Raw genomic sequence first — 15143 nt, 5'->3', positions numbered from 1 at the left:
ATCAGCATTTGATAAATGATCATTATAGTATCCTTTTCCTCATTACTAAATTAAACACGCCCTTTCGCCACGGCCATATAAGCGGGCTTCAGCATCATTTCCTCTAGAAACCAGGCAAAATAGCTTTCTTTCAAAGGATCAACAAATGGTACGGTTGGGGTTAGATTGTTTTCATAATCAAACTCTACCAGCATAGCTTTACCTTCTTCGACTAAGAGTGGGCATGAGGTATAGCCATTGAACTTCTGACTGGGTAGCTTCCCTTTCATTACATCAATTAAATTTTGTACCACAACAGGTGCAGACAACTTTACAGTAGCTGCCGTTTTTCCTTTAGGTGTCCCATTGATATCACCAAGTCCAAACACATTTGGATAACGGATATGTTGCAAGGTATATTGATCAACATCCAGCCAACCTACGGCATTCGCTAACGGGCTGTTTTTTACACTTTCTACTGCCTCCATTGGCGGAACCACATGAATAAAATCATAGTTTTCTGTGTGATTATTACCCTGCGTATCAGTAAAAGTAGCCGTTTTCTTGGCGACATCAATTCCCGTTAATTTCCGTTCAAAATGTACTGCAATAGGATTTTCCAGTGCTTTCCAGCGATTGAGGACATTTTCATTGACCTTAGGTACACTAAAAATCCGTTGGCTCGGGCTAAAAAAATCAACTTGGCTATTGCTCAGTGTTTTGGCTTGCTGTAAGCGGTCATGCAGCATAAAAGTCATTTTTAAAGGTGCCCCCGCACATTTCATATCTGTATGCGCCAAAGTCATAACTGCCCGTCCGCCACGTTGACGAAATTGATCCATTTGTTGCCAGGTGGCCAGGGCGATTTCAGGACTGGCATAAACACTACCGATACCCTTTGTGCCTAAATCCCTGACAGACAGCCCCTGTATTTGCTCATAGGCTAAACGTAATCCTGTAGCAACCACCAGAAAATCATACTTAATGGTTTCACCAGCCTCGGTCATCAGCTGATTTTGATCAGGCTCAAATGTTTGTACCTGAGATTGAATCCAGTTCACATTTTTAGGCACCATCCAGTACTTTATCAGCGGAAGGCCATACTCCAGTAGCCAATAACGTATAACCAGGTTGATAGCGATGCGTGGTATTGGAGTCGACTAAAATCAGTCGGGCATTTGGTAACTGTTTGTTTAAACGGTTAATTGCTGCCAGCCCAGCCAATCCTGCTCCGACTACGACCACTGTCACAGCGTTTGTTTCTGCTGAAGCCTGAGTGGTATGCCTTAAATGAAGACCTGTTGTGGTGATGAGTCCGACACCGGCTGCTATTTTTAGAAAATCCCGTCGATTATTACGAATACTCATGTATTCTCCTTTAGAATCTTTTTTATCGTTAAAGTGTTATTTAATGGCCGGCTTGAGAATTTCTATTTCATTTCTGATATTAGTTTATATGTAGATCACTCACATCAATCTATTTTAGCCATCTATCCTAATAAAATTAGGATAGATGAGATCATATTATCTAGTTAATTTTGCTTAAAAAACAAAATTTTTCATAGCCGACTAAAGCACTATAAGTGATCAATCCTGATACTGCTTTTTTTTGTATAGATTCTTTAGCGTGTTATGCTTTTATTTACAAGAAGATTAAATTATATACAAATTTATCTCATTAAATCACTTTTATGATGCTTGGTTACCATGTGCTAATAGCTTAGATCAATATATTAAATTGAAAACAGTACAACAGCATCAGAAAGAAAAAACAAACTGCTGCATCACTTACTAAATTAGTATTCGTAGTTATAACTGATTGACTATTCTTGTAATTTTACAAACATGATTTAGTTATTAAAAAGCAAATCATTGTCTGCTAGCATCCTACTCTCATCTGTTGGGCAGAAACTATCATCACACTCTGAATCGACGACCCAACAACTGCGGACAAACAGTATTTCATTTCCTCCTCGCTCCAGCTTTTTTTCCACCCGTTAAATTGCTTCATCAATCTTTTTTTGCGCCTAAATAAGCTGTCACATACGCATAGGATTCCGATGGATCGGATGCTTTTTTAAATTCAATCACTACACAAAAAGATAGTTTTTCATCATTTACTCCTCATTTATTTTTAGTCCAAATCTCTCATCAAACTTATTCAGATCGAGCAACTTTTAACATCTAAAAAACTGAACCTCTATAGAAAATAGGTCAGTAAGGAAAACCTCACTGACCTGTATTTAAAACTTAATAAGCCAATTTTAACAGAAATCTAAACAGTCCTGCGACCAAGGCCAAACTTATAAAACCAGCCAGCCATAAGCCAATAAACCATTTCAATTCAGAAATTTTCATTCTGTCTCCTTAATGATAACCCTCATCACCCACACGCACTTTATCTCGGAAAATCCAATAGGATAATCCTGTATAAATAAGAATGATCGGAATTAAGATCAATGCCCCAATGAGGGCGAACAATTGACTACTGGCAGGTGCTGCAGCCTCCCAAATGGTGACTGATGGTGGAATGACATAAGGCCATAAACTAATCAGAAAACCGCTATAAGCTAGAATTACCAAAGCTAAAGTATAAATGAATGGCAGGAACTCTTTGCGCTGCTTACAGGCTTTGATTGCCAGGAAAGTAAACAGCAGAACCAGTACGGGGACCGGGCTAAAATAAAAGAGTTGCGGTTGACTGAACCAGCGCTCTGCAATTTGAGGATGGACCAAAGGCGTATAGATGCTGACACAAACAAAAATCATCAGTAATGAAATCAGCAGTTTCGGCATCAATTCAAACATGCGATTCTGCAGCATTTTTTCGGTTTTAAAGATCAACCAGCCACATCCTAGAGTTGCGTATAGGACAACAACACTCACACCAGTAAACAGGGAAAAAGGTGTTAACCAGTCAAGACCACCGCCAGTATATATCCCATTGGTGGTTTCAATTCCCTGAATATAGGCACCCAAAATTACGCCTTGTAAAAATGAACTCAGAATGGAACCCCATATAAAAGCTTGATCCCATAGATGTTTAGTTCTATTAGCCTTAAATCGGAATTCGAACGCAACACCACGGAAGATCAGCGCGATCACCATCAGAATAATCGGCATATACAGGGCGGACAGTACAGTGGAATACACTAAGGGAAATGCTGCAAATAATCCCGCACCACCTAGTACCATCCAGGTTTCATTACCATCCCATACCGGTGCGACTGTATTCATCATGACATCTCGTTCCTGACGATCAGAAATAAAGGGAAATAGAATACCGATGCCTAGGTCAAAACCATCTAGTACGACATAGATCAGCACACCTAATCCAATAATTAGAATCCAAATCAATGATAAATCGATCATTTTTGATTCTCCTGATCCTGTTTAGGATTTTCTTTATTTAGGTCGTTCTCATCATCAATCGTACTTAATGGACGTTTTGATGCCTGTATAACTGCCTGCTCACTATGTGGTGCCGAATGTATAAATTCCGGACCTTTGCGCATCAGTTTTAGCATGTAGAAAATGCCGACTCCAAACACAATAAAGTAGACTATTACAAAAATAATAAGGGTTAAACCCACCTGTTCCGCTGAAACTGGAGAAAGTGTATCTTTGGTACGCAATACACCATAAACAACCCACGGTTGACGACCAACTTCAGTTGTAAACCAGCCTGCAAGTAAAGCGATAAATCCTGAAGGACCCATGTATAGCGCAAATCTATGCAACCATACCGAGTCATAGAACTTGTCAGTTTTTCTTAACCACGCACCTAGAACCGCCATTAAAATCATCAGTACACCAAGTCCGACCATAATCCGGAAACTCCAGAACACGACCAGCGAGTTTGGACGGTCTTCAGGTGCAAATTCCTTTAAGCCTTTGACTTCACCATCTAAGGTATGTGTCATGATCAGACTACCTAGATTCGGAATTCCGATCGCATACTTGGTTTCTTCTGCTTCCATATCTGGAATACCAAATAAATACAGTGGCATGCCATGATCTTTATTGGTTTCCCAGTGTCCTTCCATAGCTGCCAGTTTGGCCGGTTGGTGTTCCAGGGTATTCAAGCCATGTAGATCTCCGACAAACATTTGCAATGGTGCCAATGCCAGAATCATCCACATGGCCATAGAAAATGATTTTTTCACCAAGGCATCACGACGGCCTTTTAATAAATGAAATGCGGCTGTGGCAGCTACTAATAAAGCAGAGACCAGGAAGGAGGCCATTGCCATATGTGCTAATCGATAAGGGAAAGATGGATTAAAGACAATCGCAAACCAGTCTTGCGGGATGATGATCCCATTTTCAATGGTGAAGCCTTGTGGCGTCTGCATCCAGCTGTTTGAAGATAAAATCCAGAACATTGAAATACAGGTGCCTACTGCCACCATCAGCGTTGCGAAAAAATGGGTTTTGGGTCCCACTCTGCCCCAACCAAATAGCATAATCCCCAGAAAACCAGCTTCAAGGAAGAAAGCACTTAAGACCTCATAAGCTAATAATGGTCCTGTCACACTGCCGGAAATCCGTGAAAACTCACTCCAGTTGGTACCAAACTGATAGCTCATCACTACGCCGGAGACCACGCCCATACCAAAGGACAGGGCAAAGACTTTGATCCAGAACTTAAATAAGTCTCGGTATACTGGATCATTGGTTTTAAGCCAACGCCACTCCAGAACAGCCAAAAAACTGGCCAAACCAATAGAAATAGCAGGAAAAATAATATGAAACGATACGGTAAATGCAAACTGGATACGCGCCAGTTCTAGCGCGGTTAACCCTAAGTCCATGTTGTCACCTTATCCTTCTATTAATGGGTGAAAAGATTTCAGCAAAACACTCTGAAATATCGTTTTATGTATATTTAAATTTAAGTGTGTCCACGTATTTACAGTATTGTAAATACGTAAGCCCTTACGTTTACATGCCCACATTACTTTTTTAAGGCTGAGAGAACTCATAATGCTGCTAACAAGCAACAAAGTATTAATTTTCATGATTAAAACTCTTTAAGATGTTGTGTGGTACAAACAGATCAACTGTTTGACGTGACAAATCGTGTTTTAAAAAGCCAAAGGAGGCGCTCTGCCCTGCGGCAGCAAATACAGCTTCTGTAAGCTGAAATAGACATGCCGGAAAACAGTCTGATAGAAATTTAATCTGACTTGAATCCGGTCCAGAACTTCATAAATCCCCAACTTAAATGGCAGCACCAAATCACCATAGACCTTACAATATTGGCATTGATGGTTATGTTCATTGTGATCGTGGGAATGTTGAAGCATCAAATCCTGTAACAGCTCATGATGAACCGAGTGGACATGATGATGATCAGCAGGCGAAAGAAGATTGTGGGTGATCGACATACAGACCGGAGAAATATGAAATTTTTCCGGCAGCAGAGGTTGTAAATATACTGCGATTTGCAAAAGTATTGCTGCAAATGCAATAAAGATTCCACTTTGCTTCAGCAAGTTTTCTCTCGACTGGCATCGAATAAGAGGGATACGCTAAATAAAAACATGAAATTTAAGGATAAATTCCTACGTATTTACTCAACTTTTCATTCTACAAATATATAATATATACTCGGTTTTGAAAAGCAAAAAAAAATAAATAAAAAGTTAATTAAATTAAATGCTTAAAATAATAAACAACCTTCTCCTGCAGTTGATGCAGGAAAAGGTTGTTTATTATACAAAGAGTGTTCAGAAGAAGATTTTGCCTACTTGAAATAATTGAGAGGCAATTTTAAGTAAGATACGCCATTTTGTTCTGGCTGGGGAAAGCGTCCAGCATTCATATTAATCTGAATGGATGGCAGAATTAGTTCAGGCATTCTCAAGGTTGCGTCACGTTTTTGGCGCATTGCCACAAACTGCGATTTTTCTGTGCCAGTATGAATATGAATATTAGACTGTTTCTGGGTTTTGATATTGGTTTCACATACGTAGTCATGACGTGATTCCGGTAAATAGTCATGACACAGAAAAACACGCGTGTCTTCAGGCAACTGATAGAGGGTTTGTACAGAGTCAAATAAAGTCGCAGCACTACCCTTAGGAAAATCACATCGTGCGGTTCCATAATCCGGCATAAATAAGGTATCGCCCACAAAAGCAGCATCCCCAATCACATAACTCAAGCATGCCGGTGTATGGCCAGGGGTAGGAATGTTATAGGCTTGCAGGTTGCCAATATGAAATTCTTCATGATCCTGAAACACATGATCAAATGTCTGATAAGCATTAAACTGTTTGATATCAATGTTATATATTGAGCTAAAGGTTTCCTGTACCAGTGAAATCCGTTCGCTCATCGCTGTTTTGCCACCGAGCTGCTGTTTCAAATACTGTGCTGCTGTTAAATGATCTGCATGTACATGCGTTTCCAAAATCCACTCAACCTGTAAGCCCTGCTCTTTGACATACGCGATGATTTGATCGGCATGCGTGGTAGATGTCACTGCTGAAGCAGAGTCATAATCGAGAACACTGTCAATAATCGCACATTGTTTTGTGGCCGGATCTGAAACTACATAACTAAATGTATTTGTTTTAGGATCAAAAAAATCTTTTACATTTGGTTGAGTCGACATAGTCTTACTCCTTTTTAAAATTTAGAAGCTCACAGAGCACATTTAAAGCTTAGTTTTTGATGCAAGGTAGGTTGTTTTTCCACCAGGATTTCATGCCACCTTTTAACTGTGTAACTGAATAACCCATCTTGGCCAATCTGCGTGTTGCAGGAATACTCCGGTGTGCCGATAGACAAATGGTCACCACGGGCTGATCCGGATCAAGCCCTAATGACTGTATTGTAGATTCGTTCAACTGTGTAATAGGTAAATTGACAGCACCTTCTATATGACTATGTTTAAACTCTTGAGCACTTCGGACATCAACAATCTGTACAATTTCCCATTTCTGCCATAATTCCTGACAGGTAGTTTCAGGCACCTTGCCCCAAGGTAGATACATCAGAATGTTAAACATGATTTTCCTCTATTAGAACAGTTGTTATCCGCGACTTATATTTATAAGGATTTAAAATAAAAATAAGTAGTAAAATAAATATAAGCCAATCTTGGCTTAAACTTCAAATCTATCCGCATAGAAAATACAATGACTTTTTAATAACCAAACCTACAATGCAGTCCAACTTTAAAAAGACCTCATTCGCTTCAGAATGATCTTACGCTTCCTATTCTATAAAGAAAAAATAAAATTATGTTTAGTAGCAGATTAAAATCGATTTTATCGTCTATTTTTCAATTATAAATTTTATATTTTGTTATATTATAACTTATGTAATGTCCGTAGAAGTGTAGTGAAGTGCTCATGATGTTGGGAAGATTGCTGGGGTTATCAGCAATCTTGTTACAGATCGCTGTGTTCCTGCAGCCTTTATTACCAGAAAAACACAGTGTTTTTTCGGTATGTAAAACTGTTGCCGCAGCATTACATCTAGAAGTTACTAACGTTCACCCATACCACAGCTTCACACCATCCCATCCGCATAACAATCAAGCCAGCGGAGCAGACCAAAATAATGCACGTATCTTCATACATGTGCAGGATCGACATGATCATCAAGAGCGGGATGATGCACATACTGGTCATGACTGCCAGTTTTGCCTGGTGCACAACTATACCCTACCGCTACTCGATACCAAACTCAGACTAGTACTGATCAGAACTCAGACCTTACTACAGTTATTCAGTACAGTTGTCCCATATACCCTGTCCACACCTGCTCCATGGTTTCTGATTCCTCAGGGTCGTGCTCCTCCTCCACTAAATCAGCAGATATGGTATTGCTGAGCAGTCTGTCGCAGTTTCCGATATAGCTGAAAATATTCATCTATCCAGAACATGTGAGCAGCTCACAATTAGCATCTTCAGTCGCAGTGGTGCTATCCGTAATAATGAATATGGCTTTTAAATTATTTGTATTCAAATTTATTTGAAATCGGCTGTAACAGTCTCAATGACCTTTGGATTTTTCAAAGTGTTATTACAACTTTCTAGTATATTGATAAGGAAGAGACAATGATAAATCTACTTCAGCACAATCAGGAACATTTACCAAAAAGTGATTTTAATAGCAACTGTTGTTTGGATTTAGCACAACAAATTGTAAGGATCCGGCAAGCTCTCAATATTTCACAGACAGAACTAGCCTCGAAACTGTGTATTTCTGCCCGCACCCTAGAAAGTTGGGAACGTGGAGTCCGTCATCCCTCGAGCTCAGCCAAAGCCTTGTTAAAACTCTTTATCAAGTCACCTCAGTTTGTTTTGGAAAATCTTGCTTGAAGACAATCAGATATGTTTGTAAATAGCTTTTATTATTAACTTATGAATCGATACATACCCATAAAGAGGTTCGTATCGGTTTGGAGAAATTTTCATGTTTATTGTGATCACATCTCAGAACCGGCGTCATATTACGCCCCATGCGGGAAAATGTCGGAAATTCTGGAAATATGAATTAAAAGATGGAGAAGTGACTGACAAACAACTTATCGAAGTTGAAAAGGAGCAATCCTTTTCCCAGTCTGGAGAAGTGCTCGAAAAACTGCTGCCTATGGATATATTCGTAACTACGGGAATGGGCGATCAATTACGAGAAAAACTCAGAAATATTGGTGTTCATGTCATGGTAACAGCAGAAATTGAACCAGAACAATTTATCGGTAGTTTAATTTCAGCCAAATAAAATTCTGGATGGAAGCTGTAATTTATCATCAACAAAATAAGAAAACCCTGCATCTGCAGGGTTTTCTTATTTCATTTATTATTGTGAAGTATAAGAACCATCAACAGTATATTGACCACTAGTCACAAATGAAGCTTCATCAGATAATAGAAAAGCACCACTTGAGCAACTTCTTCTGGTTTACCCAATCAGCCAACTGAATGAAGTTTCACTAATTCTAATTCCTCAAATTCTCCAATTAATGGGGTTTGAATATAACCAGGATGAACTGAATTAATGCGTATACTTTGATCAGCGTACTCCAATGATGCGGTATTAACAATCGCTCCACCACCTGACTTAAGTATTGATGGAATCTGATAATGCAGCCCATAGAAAACAGCATTCAAATTAATATCGATGACTCTGCACCAAGCCTCTATGCCAAACTCAGCAATCGGATTGACTTCACCTAAGATACCCGCATCATTAAATGCTAAATATAAAGCCCCAAAGCTGTACACGGCAAAGTTAACAGCGTGTTTAATTTACTCTGGATGAGATGTATCTGTTTTATTCGCAACAGCATGACCGCCAGCAGCTATAATTTCAGCTGCAACTTGCTCAGCTGCATTAAGATTAATATCTGAAACAACAACTTTTGCCACTTGCTTAGCAAGAAGCAATGCTGTGCTTCGCCCAATACCCGAACCTGTAACTAAAGCCACTTTATTATTAAAACGTGCGGATATCATAAACTTCTCTTTTTATAAAATGAGCATGTGAGCCATACTCGTGCTTGAACTGTTTTAGCCCCTATTTCTGCACTTGAATTGCAAATTGAACTACATGACATTTTCCGTTATGTAACTTGCCTTCATGACGTTCTTGTTCTCCCACATAAAAATGATAAAGATGATCATTTTTAAATACTGAAAGAAACGACATTGGATCGTACAAATAGTTAATATCTTTCGGGCCACCGGTTTGATAATCAATCTGCTCTTTAGAATAAAGCTCTCCAATAAACCAGCCATTGTTTGTCAATGCTTGACGTATCCCAGTGAGAACATTGAATTGAGTATTTTCGTCAAAATGACCATACACACACATCACATTTTGATAACACTCTCTTGGCCATTCGACATCATTGAGATCAATATTTCTAAGTGTGAAGTCAAAACCAGCTTGCTGGGCTTTTGCAGATAAGTGTTGCAAAGCAACTTTTGAGTAATCCCATATTTCTGCCGAAAATGAATCATTTTGCTGTTTCGCTTTATCAGCCAAATAAAGGATATTTCTCCCCTCACCCTCTGCTATAGCAAGAGTTTTTCCCACAATTGGAACCTGATCTGCTATCTGTTGAATAAAATGATTGGGCGAAATGCCATACAGATCCTGTGTTTGCGAATAAAGATTATTCCAGTGCTGATTCATATCGTTTCCCAATGATTGAAAAAATTAAGCTGTAAACTCTTTAAATGCTTCCAATGCATTAGCGGCATACATCAATGAAGGCCCGCCTCCCATATACACTGCAACCCCAAGCACTTCTTCCAACTCTTGTAATGTCATCCCCATTTTGACTAGAGTTCTGACATGAAAACCGATACAGCCATCACATCGTGCTGCAACACCAATCGCTAAGGCAATCAGTTCTTTGGTTTTAGGATCAATAACACCATCTCGCATTGCAACTTGTGACAATTGATTAAAACTTTTCATTAAATCAGGAGAATCCTGCGCTAATGTCTTTAAACTGCCTGAAATATTTTGAGTTAATTCTTTGTACTTCATGATTTTCTCACTTGAATATCTATAAACTTAGATTAGACTTAAAATAGGAATCTAGTTATTTCTCTACTGGATAACCCTGATCTAGCCATGCTTGAAATCCCCCCTGAACAGATTTCACCTGAGTAAACCCCATATTCTGTAAAGTATCTGTAGCCAGAGCTGATCGTCCACCCGTCCCACAAATCAAATAAATCGGCTGATCTTTAAGATGTTCTAGTGCTTGCAAGGTATCGCAATGATGGCTCGCCACAGGATGCTGGTGAATTCTCATTTCTAAAACACCACGAGGATAGTTCACAGCGCGATCAATAGATGCTGTTTGAAACTCTTCAGGCTCTCGAACATCTATCAGGATCGTTTTATGGTTTTTGATTGCATCAAATAAGTCATGTACACTGACTTCTTGAATTCGGCTTTTTGCCATTGAAATTAATTGATCTGCTGTTTTCATTACTTTTCACCTCTTCCGATCTATAGAAATCTGGTCTCTGATTAAACGTTCATGTCTTTAAAATGCAGTTTTTAAATTTGGCTCTAATCTCTTGCTTGTATTAAGTTATGATGACTGTAGAAATTAAATAAAATGCTACGCTTATGACAGTTATGGCAAAAATCTTTTGGATTTGACTATTCTTAACTAGAGGCATCAAACTTCGACCAAGCAACATGCCGGCCATGCAAGCTAAAACGAAAGTCAGCGTGACCGAAACGGGGTATTGAAAACCATCTAAAATATGAGCTGAAATACTGACACCACCTATCAGGAAAATAATCATCAAGGAGGTCGCAACAATACTTCGCATATCAAGATCAGTTACTTTACTCAGTGCTGGAACAATCACGAAACCACCACCCACTCCAAGCAAGCCAGTTAACAAACCTGCCACCATACCAATAATACCGAGAGACAAAGCAGTCTTCATATTCCAGATCAGGCGACCTGTAGTTTGATTAACCTTGCACAGCGCATTTTCATGATCATGGACTTTATTAAAGAATATCCGGTAAGCAACAACGAGCATGACTAAACTGAATGCCAAGGTAAGCCATACAGGAGAAATGATTCCTCCCAGATGCACACCATAACGTGCTGAAGGAATGCTGATCAGTGCAATCCAAAGCGCAGCCCGATAACGTACTATCTTCTTAAATAAGCCTTCAAATGTTCCAACCAAGGCAGATAAAGTGACTGCAAGCAAGCCCACAGGTGCAGCTTGTGCGACCGTCCATCCTTGACTTGCCATCAGTGCGGGTACGGCCAGAATGCCACCACCGGCACCTGTTAACCCTAGCAAACCACCGATGACTAAGCCTTCAAGTATTAGCATCCACATCGCTACTGTCACCCTCTCTTACCAAACCAATTAAACAAAACTTATTGTTTAATCTTAAAATTTGCCTATTTGAAGTAATTAAGCGGAAGCTTTAAATAAGGAACACCATTCTCTTCTGGTTCAGGGAATTGTCCTGCTTTCATGTTGATCTGTATCGAAGGCAGAATCAGTTTGGGCATACTTAAACCTGCATCACGCTTATTTCGCATTTCGACAAAATCATCTTTGGTCGTGCCATCGTGAATATGGATATTCTGATTTTTTTGAGTCTGAATATCCGTTTCACACATATAGGTATCACGCTTTTCTGGCAAATAATCATGGCAGAGAAATACACGTGTTTTCTCAGGCAATTGATATAAGCTTTGTACTGAATCAAAAAGAATTGATGCGCTTCCCCTTGGGAAATCACAGCGTGCCGTACCATAATCCGGCATAAACAAGGTATCACCCACAAACACGGCATCACCGATGACATAACTCAAGCAGGCTGGCGTATGTCCAGGAGTAGGGATGTTATATGCTTCGATTGAACCAATTAGAAATTGCTCATGATCATCAAACAAATAATCAAATAATTGTTGGGTATTCCACTGTTTGATATCCAAATGATAAATCGCAGCAAAGGTCTCTTGTACCGCAGCAATTCTCTGACTCATGGCGATTTTTCCGCCTAATTGGGTTTTGAGATATTGTGCAGCAGTTAAATGATCGGCATGAACATGGGTTTCTAAAATCCACCCGACTGTTAAACCCTGGGCTTTGACATAGTTAATGATCTGATCGGCATGTGTGGTAAAAGTTGTGGCTGATGCAGCATCATAGTCCAGCACACTGTCAATAATTGCACATGACTGGGTAGCTGGATCACTCACCACGTAACTGTAAGTGTTCGTATCTTCATGAAAAAAATCTTTTACAACAGGGGAATTTGACATGATTAAGCTCCTGTCCACTTACGGTGAAGCAAGACGCCTGCAAGCATCGCGACAATAAAATACAGAACCTGATAATGCCCAAGACCAATCAAGGTAAAACTGGGTGCAGGACATATCCCAGCAATCCCCCAACCAATACCAAATAAAAGACTGCCCCAGATCAATTTAGGATCAATTTTATGATTGCCTGGTAATTCAATTGGTTCATTAAATACGGTTTTGGGTGCTTTACTTCGTACTGCTTTTTGAAAAGGAATAATTGCAACCATAATCGCTCCAATCATTACGAAAGCCAGACTCGCATCCCAATCACCGAACAAATCTAAGAAGTTTAGAACTTTTTCTGGATTGGACATCCCTGAAAGGATCAAACCTATAGAAAATAAACCGCCGAAAATGAAAGCAAGAAAATTCTTCATTTAGAAAGCTCCTGTGACATGGCGAATCATGTAAACCGTAACAAATCCAGCGAACATAAAACTCATGGTGGCTAGAATAGAACGTTTAGATAAGCGACTGATCCCACAAATGCCATGACCGCTGGTACAGCCTGAACCTAAGCGTGTCCCAAAACCCACCAATAGCCCAGCAATGATCATCATCAACGGACTGGCATTCAATTCAATTTCTGGCTGAATAAATCGCCCATAAATGAAGGGGATAATGACCAAACCTGACATAAACCAAATAGCAGGTGTCTTAAATATCGTTTGAGGGTTTAGAATTTGTGCAACTAATCCACTAATTCCAGCAATACGACCATGTACATATAGGTAGCCAACTACAGCGGCACCTAGCAATAATCCACCGATAAAGGAAATCAAATAGTCAGACATACAATTCAAATCACGACAAACAATATCCTAATTAATATTATATAATTAAATAATATACAAGTGATACTTTATTTTTTTGTATAATAATAAGATGATTTTTAGGATACGCTTATGAAAACCAATGAATTACAAATGAAAATAGATCTTTCAAAAGTCGATCTTGTGACTGACTGCCTAAAGGTATTATCGAATCCTGACCGTCTTAAAATTTTATGTGTTTTGGTAGAAGATGAATTGAATGTGCAGCAAATTGAAATACGCACTAATGTGAGTCAACCGACCTTATCTCAACAACTTACGGTATTAAGAAAAAATAAGCTCGTATCGACACGACGAGAAGGTAAACAGATTTTTTATGAATTAAGGGATATACGTGTGTTAAAAATCATGCAAACCTTGTATGACTTATACTGTAGATCTTAAGAGTACCTAAGTTGAATAATAAAAATATTATATTAATTTAACTTTGATTCAGCCAAGTAATCAGCTATTTGATCTACCGTTGCTCTTGCTGTTCTAGAAACCCCAATGAGTGTAGCGGATGCCATACCTGTCCATTCCCCATAGCCAACCAACCAAAGGTTATTTACTTTTACTGAGCGCCCATCATTCACAGCAACTGTCTGATCAGGCTCTACCACATCAAGACTTCTTAAGTGATTCAATGAAGCTTTGAACCCTGTACACCAAATCACAGCATCTACTGCTTGTCTTGTACCATCAGCCCAAACAACGGAATGCTCCTTAAATGAGGTAAAAGGCTCTCGACTATGTAGTACGCCACGTTCGCGGGCCTCTTTGACACTGTCTATCATGACAATATCACCCAGACCACCAACGGGTTGATCAATCACACGACCTTCCTGTTGAGCTTTTAAACGTTCAGTTGCCCGAAGAAATAAAACACGCCCATCAACATCATCCGATAAAAATTGAGGTGGTGTTACTGTGATCCAAGTGGTATCTGCAACTTTTGAGACTTCAGCAAGAATTTGTGCGCCAGAGTTGCCGCCCCCAACCACGATTACTTTTTTATTGATAAAAGGCGCTGGATTTACGTAATGTGCTGAATGCGTTTGTAACCCTTCAAATCGCTCATGTCCTTCGTAGTGTGGAATATAAGGCTGACTCCATGTCCCTGTAGCACTGACCACCGCTTTTGCTCGCCAATATTGATCACCTGCATACACATCTAAGTAGCCATCTTTTTGTTCGATATGATCGACATGAACTGGTCGAATAATCGGAAATTGATAGCGTTGCTCGTATGCCGACAAGTAGTCAATCACTTCATTTCGCGTTGGGTAGGTTTGTTCAGTTGTTGGCATCATCCAACCCGACAGCGAACTCCACGTATTAGGAGAAAAAGACGTAGCGACTGCCAAGCATGGAGCCATGCACCACCTGCCTGAACTTGGTCATCCAGAATAATAAATGGAATTTTCTTACGTTTGAGGAAATAAGCTGTAGCAAGGGCTGCCTGACCACCACCAATAATGACCACATCGACTTCTGCTTGTAATTGAGTCAAAGCTTCT

General features: G+C 39.6%; 19 protein-coding genes and 2 pseudogenes. 4 read left to right on the top strand and 17 right to left on the bottom strand.

What is annotated here, in order from left to right:
- Positions 1–50 precede the first annotated feature (50 nt).
- The 8 genes from ACZ8ZH_RS06110 to ACZ8ZH_RS06075 form a co-directional block, all read right to left on the bottom strand.
- Entirely contained in the window at positions 51–1040 is a 990-nt protein-coding gene (locus tag ACZ8ZH_RS06110; RefSeq protein WP_470247881.1) for an NAD(P)/FAD-dependent oxidoreductase, read from the bottom strand.
- Between the two features lie 4 nt (positions 1041–1044).
- Positions 1045–1347: a hypothetical protein gene (locus ACZ8ZH_RS06105; RefSeq protein WP_470247880.1), complete on the bottom strand. Its 303-nt coding sequence runs from the start codon at positions 1345–1347 to the stop codon at positions 1045–1047.
- A gap of 882 nt (positions 1348–2229) precedes the next feature.
- The gene (locus ACZ8ZH_RS06100) at positions 2230–2337 is read right to left on the bottom strand and encodes a DUF2474 domain-containing protein (RefSeq protein WP_119062939.1); all 108 of its coding nucleotides are present in this window, start codon (positions 2335–2337) and stop codon (positions 2230–2232) included.
- Between the two features lie 9 nt (positions 2338–2346).
- Positions 2347–3351 carry a cytochrome d ubiquinol oxidase subunit II gene (gene cydB / locus ACZ8ZH_RS06095; protein WP_119062940.1) on the bottom strand — a complete coding sequence of 335 codons (1005 nt, stop codon included), beginning with the start codon at positions 3349–3351 and terminating at the stop codon, positions 2347–2349.
- On the bottom strand, positions 3348–4793 hold the full coding sequence (locus tag ACZ8ZH_RS06090; protein ID WP_119062941.1) for a cytochrome ubiquinol oxidase subunit I: 1446 nt from the start codon (positions 4791–4793) through the stop codon (positions 3348–3350). The genes cydB and ACZ8ZH_RS06090 overlap by 4 nt, the downstream gene beginning before the upstream one ends.
- Before the next feature lie 273 nt (positions 4794–5066).
- Positions 5067–5477: a DUF2946 domain-containing protein gene (locus tag ACZ8ZH_RS06085; protein WP_119062942.1), complete on the bottom strand. Its 411-nt coding sequence runs from the start codon at positions 5475–5477 to the stop codon at positions 5067–5069.
- A 251-nt stretch (positions 5478–5728) separates the two neighbouring features.
- Entirely contained in the window at positions 5729–6601 is an 873-nt protein-coding gene (locus tag ACZ8ZH_RS06080) for an MBL fold metallo-hydrolase (RefSeq protein WP_119062943.1), read from the bottom strand.
- 49 nt (positions 6602–6650) lie between these two features.
- A complete protein-coding gene (locus tag ACZ8ZH_RS06075; RefSeq protein WP_119062944.1) occupies positions 6651–6998 on the bottom strand; it encodes a rhodanese-like domain-containing protein in 348 nt (115 codons plus the stop codon).
- Between the two features lie 345 nt (positions 6999–7343).
- Between ACZ8ZH_RS06075 and ACZ8ZH_RS06070 the strand changes: the two genes are divergently transcribed.
- From ACZ8ZH_RS06070 to ACZ8ZH_RS06060, 3 genes are all read left to right on the top strand, one after another.
- Complete coding sequence (locus tag ACZ8ZH_RS06070; protein ID WP_119062945.1) at positions 7344–7826, top strand: DUF2946 domain-containing protein; 483 nt, start codon at positions 7344–7346, stop codon at positions 7824–7826.
- Between the two features lie 231 nt (positions 7827–8057).
- Positions 8058–8318 (top strand): helix-turn-helix domain-containing protein, encoded by a 261-nt coding sequence (locus ACZ8ZH_RS06065; protein WP_228199395.1) that lies wholly within the window; start codon positions 8058–8060, stop codon positions 8316–8318.
- A 94-nt stretch (positions 8319–8412) separates the two neighbouring features.
- A complete protein-coding gene (locus ACZ8ZH_RS06060) occupies positions 8413–8721 on the top strand; it encodes a NifB/NifX family molybdenum-iron cluster-binding protein (protein ID WP_119062947.1) in 309 nt (102 codons plus the stop codon).
- 188 nt (positions 8722–8909) lie between these two features.
- Here the strand turns inward: ACZ8ZH_RS06060 and ACZ8ZH_RS06055 are convergent.
- The 8 genes and pseudogenes from ACZ8ZH_RS06055 to ACZ8ZH_RS06020 all read right to left on the bottom strand — a co-directional run bounded on the left by ACZ8ZH_RS06055 (position 8910) and on the right by ACZ8ZH_RS06020 (position 13605).
- Positions 8910–9455, bottom strand: a pseudogene (locus ACZ8ZH_RS06055) (SDR family NAD(P)-dependent oxidoreductase).
- A gap of 61 nt (positions 9456–9516) precedes the next feature.
- Positions 9517–10137 (bottom strand): methyltransferase domain-containing protein, encoded by a 621-nt coding sequence (locus ACZ8ZH_RS06050; protein WP_119062948.1) that lies wholly within the window; start codon positions 10135–10137, stop codon positions 9517–9519.
- Between the two features lie 24 nt (positions 10138–10161).
- Positions 10162–10497, bottom strand: coding sequence for a carboxymuconolactone decarboxylase family protein (locus ACZ8ZH_RS06045; protein WP_004988488.1), 336 nt, complete (start codon positions 10495–10497; stop codon positions 10162–10164).
- A gap of 55 nt (positions 10498–10552) precedes the next feature.
- Complete coding sequence (locus ACZ8ZH_RS06040) at positions 10553–10948, bottom strand: rhodanese-like domain-containing protein (RefSeq protein ID WP_086209449.1); 396 nt, start codon at positions 10946–10948, stop codon at positions 10553–10555.
- 100 nt (positions 10949–11048) lie between these two features.
- Positions 11049–11831: a sulfite exporter TauE/SafE family protein gene (locus tag ACZ8ZH_RS06035; RefSeq protein WP_086209450.1), complete on the bottom strand. Its 783-nt coding sequence runs from the start codon at positions 11829–11831 to the stop codon at positions 11049–11051.
- 65 nt (positions 11832–11896) lie between these two features.
- Positions 11897–12769, bottom strand: coding sequence for an MBL fold metallo-hydrolase (locus ACZ8ZH_RS06030; RefSeq protein ID WP_119062949.1), 873 nt, complete (start codon positions 12767–12769; stop codon positions 11897–11899).
- A gap of 2 nt (positions 12770–12771) precedes the next feature.
- Positions 12772–13188 (bottom strand): DUF6691 family protein, encoded by a 417-nt coding sequence (locus tag ACZ8ZH_RS06025; protein WP_119062950.1) that lies wholly within the window; start codon positions 13186–13188, stop codon positions 12772–12774.
- Entirely contained in the window at positions 13189–13605 is a 417-nt protein-coding gene (locus ACZ8ZH_RS06020) for a YeeE/YedE family protein (RefSeq protein ID WP_119062951.1), read from the bottom strand.
- Between the two features lie 111 nt (positions 13606–13716).
- Between ACZ8ZH_RS06020 and ACZ8ZH_RS06015 the strand changes: the two genes are divergently transcribed.
- Positions 13717–14028 (top strand): ArsR/SmtB family transcription factor, encoded by a 312-nt coding sequence (locus ACZ8ZH_RS06015; protein WP_004859455.1) that lies wholly within the window; start codon positions 13717–13719, stop codon positions 14026–14028.
- A 32-nt stretch (positions 14029–14060) separates the two neighbouring features.
- Here the strand turns inward: ACZ8ZH_RS06015 and ACZ8ZH_RS06010 are convergent.
- Positions 14061–15136: pseudogene (locus ACZ8ZH_RS06010) on the bottom strand (ArsO family NAD(P)H-dependent flavin-containing monooxygenase).
- Between the last annotated feature and the right edge of the window lie 7 nt (positions 15137–15143).

The sequence above is a fragment of the Acinetobacter sp. SW-226 genome (genome assembly GCF_055632855.1).
Note: the sequence above shows the minus strand (reverse complement) of the source record. Positions and strands in the feature narration are given on the sequence as shown.

What these genes read in the sequence shown, in the direction of transcription:
- ACZ8ZH_RS06025 (WP_119062950.1), bottom strand. Translation starts at nt 13,188, where the DNA reads ATGAAGAATTTTCTTGCTTTCATTTTCGGCGGTTTATTTTCTATAGGT.
- ACZ8ZH_RS06070 (WP_119062945.1), top strand. Translation starts at nt 7,344, where the DNA reads ATGATGTTGGGAAGATTGCTGGGGTTATCAGCAATCTTGTTACAGATC.
- ACZ8ZH_RS06105 (WP_470247880.1), bottom strand. Translation starts at nt 1,347, where the DNA reads ATGAGTATTCGTAATAATCGACGGGATTTTCTAAAAATAGCAGCCGGT.
- ACZ8ZH_RS06035 (WP_086209450.1), bottom strand. Translation starts at nt 11,831, where the DNA reads ATGTGGATGCTAATACTTGAAGGCTTAGTCATCGGTGGTTTGCTAGGG.
- ACZ8ZH_RS06075 (WP_119062944.1), bottom strand. Translation starts at nt 6,998, where the DNA reads ATGTTTAACATTCTGATGTATCTACCTTGGGGCAAGGTGCCTGAAACT.
- ACZ8ZH_RS06100 (WP_119062939.1), bottom strand. Translation starts at nt 2,337, where the DNA reads ATGAAAATTTCTGAATTGAAATGGTTTATTGGCTTATGGCTGGCTGGT.
- ACZ8ZH_RS06050 (WP_119062948.1), bottom strand. Translation starts at nt 10,137, where the DNA reads ATGAATCAGCACTGGAATAATCTTTATTCGCAAACACAGGATCTGTAT.
- ACZ8ZH_RS06040 (WP_086209449.1), bottom strand. Translation starts at nt 10,948, where the DNA reads ATGAAAACAGCAGATCAATTAATTTCAATGGCAAAAAGCCGAATTCAA.
- ACZ8ZH_RS06060 (WP_119062947.1), top strand. Translation starts at nt 8,413, where the DNA reads ATGTTTATTGTGATCACATCTCAGAACCGGCGTCATATTACGCCCCAT.
- ACZ8ZH_RS06090 (WP_119062941.1), bottom strand. Translation starts at nt 4,793, where the DNA reads ATGGACTTAGGGTTAACCGCGCTAGAACTGGCGCGTATCCAGTTTGCA.
- ACZ8ZH_RS06030 (WP_119062949.1), bottom strand. Translation starts at nt 12,769, where the DNA reads ATGTCAAATTCCCCTGTTGTAAAAGATTTTTTTCATGAAGATACGAAC.
- cydB (WP_119062940.1), bottom strand. Translation starts at nt 3,351, where the DNA reads ATGATCGATTTATCATTGATTTGGATTCTAATTATTGGATTAGGTGTG.
- ACZ8ZH_RS06045 (WP_004988488.1), bottom strand. Translation starts at nt 10,497, where the DNA reads ATGAAGTACAAAGAATTAACTCAAAATATTTCAGGCAGTTTAAAGACA.
- ACZ8ZH_RS06015 (WP_004859455.1), top strand. Translation starts at nt 13,717, where the DNA reads ATGAAAACCAATGAATTACAAATGAAAATAGATCTTTCAAAAGTCGAT.
- ACZ8ZH_RS06020 (WP_119062951.1), bottom strand. Translation starts at nt 13,605, where the DNA reads ATGTCTGACTATTTGATTTCCTTTATCGGTGGATTATTGCTAGGTGCC.
- ACZ8ZH_RS06080 (WP_119062943.1), bottom strand. Translation starts at nt 6,601, where the DNA reads ATGTCGACTCAACCAAATGTAAAAGATTTTTTTGATCCTAAAACAAAT.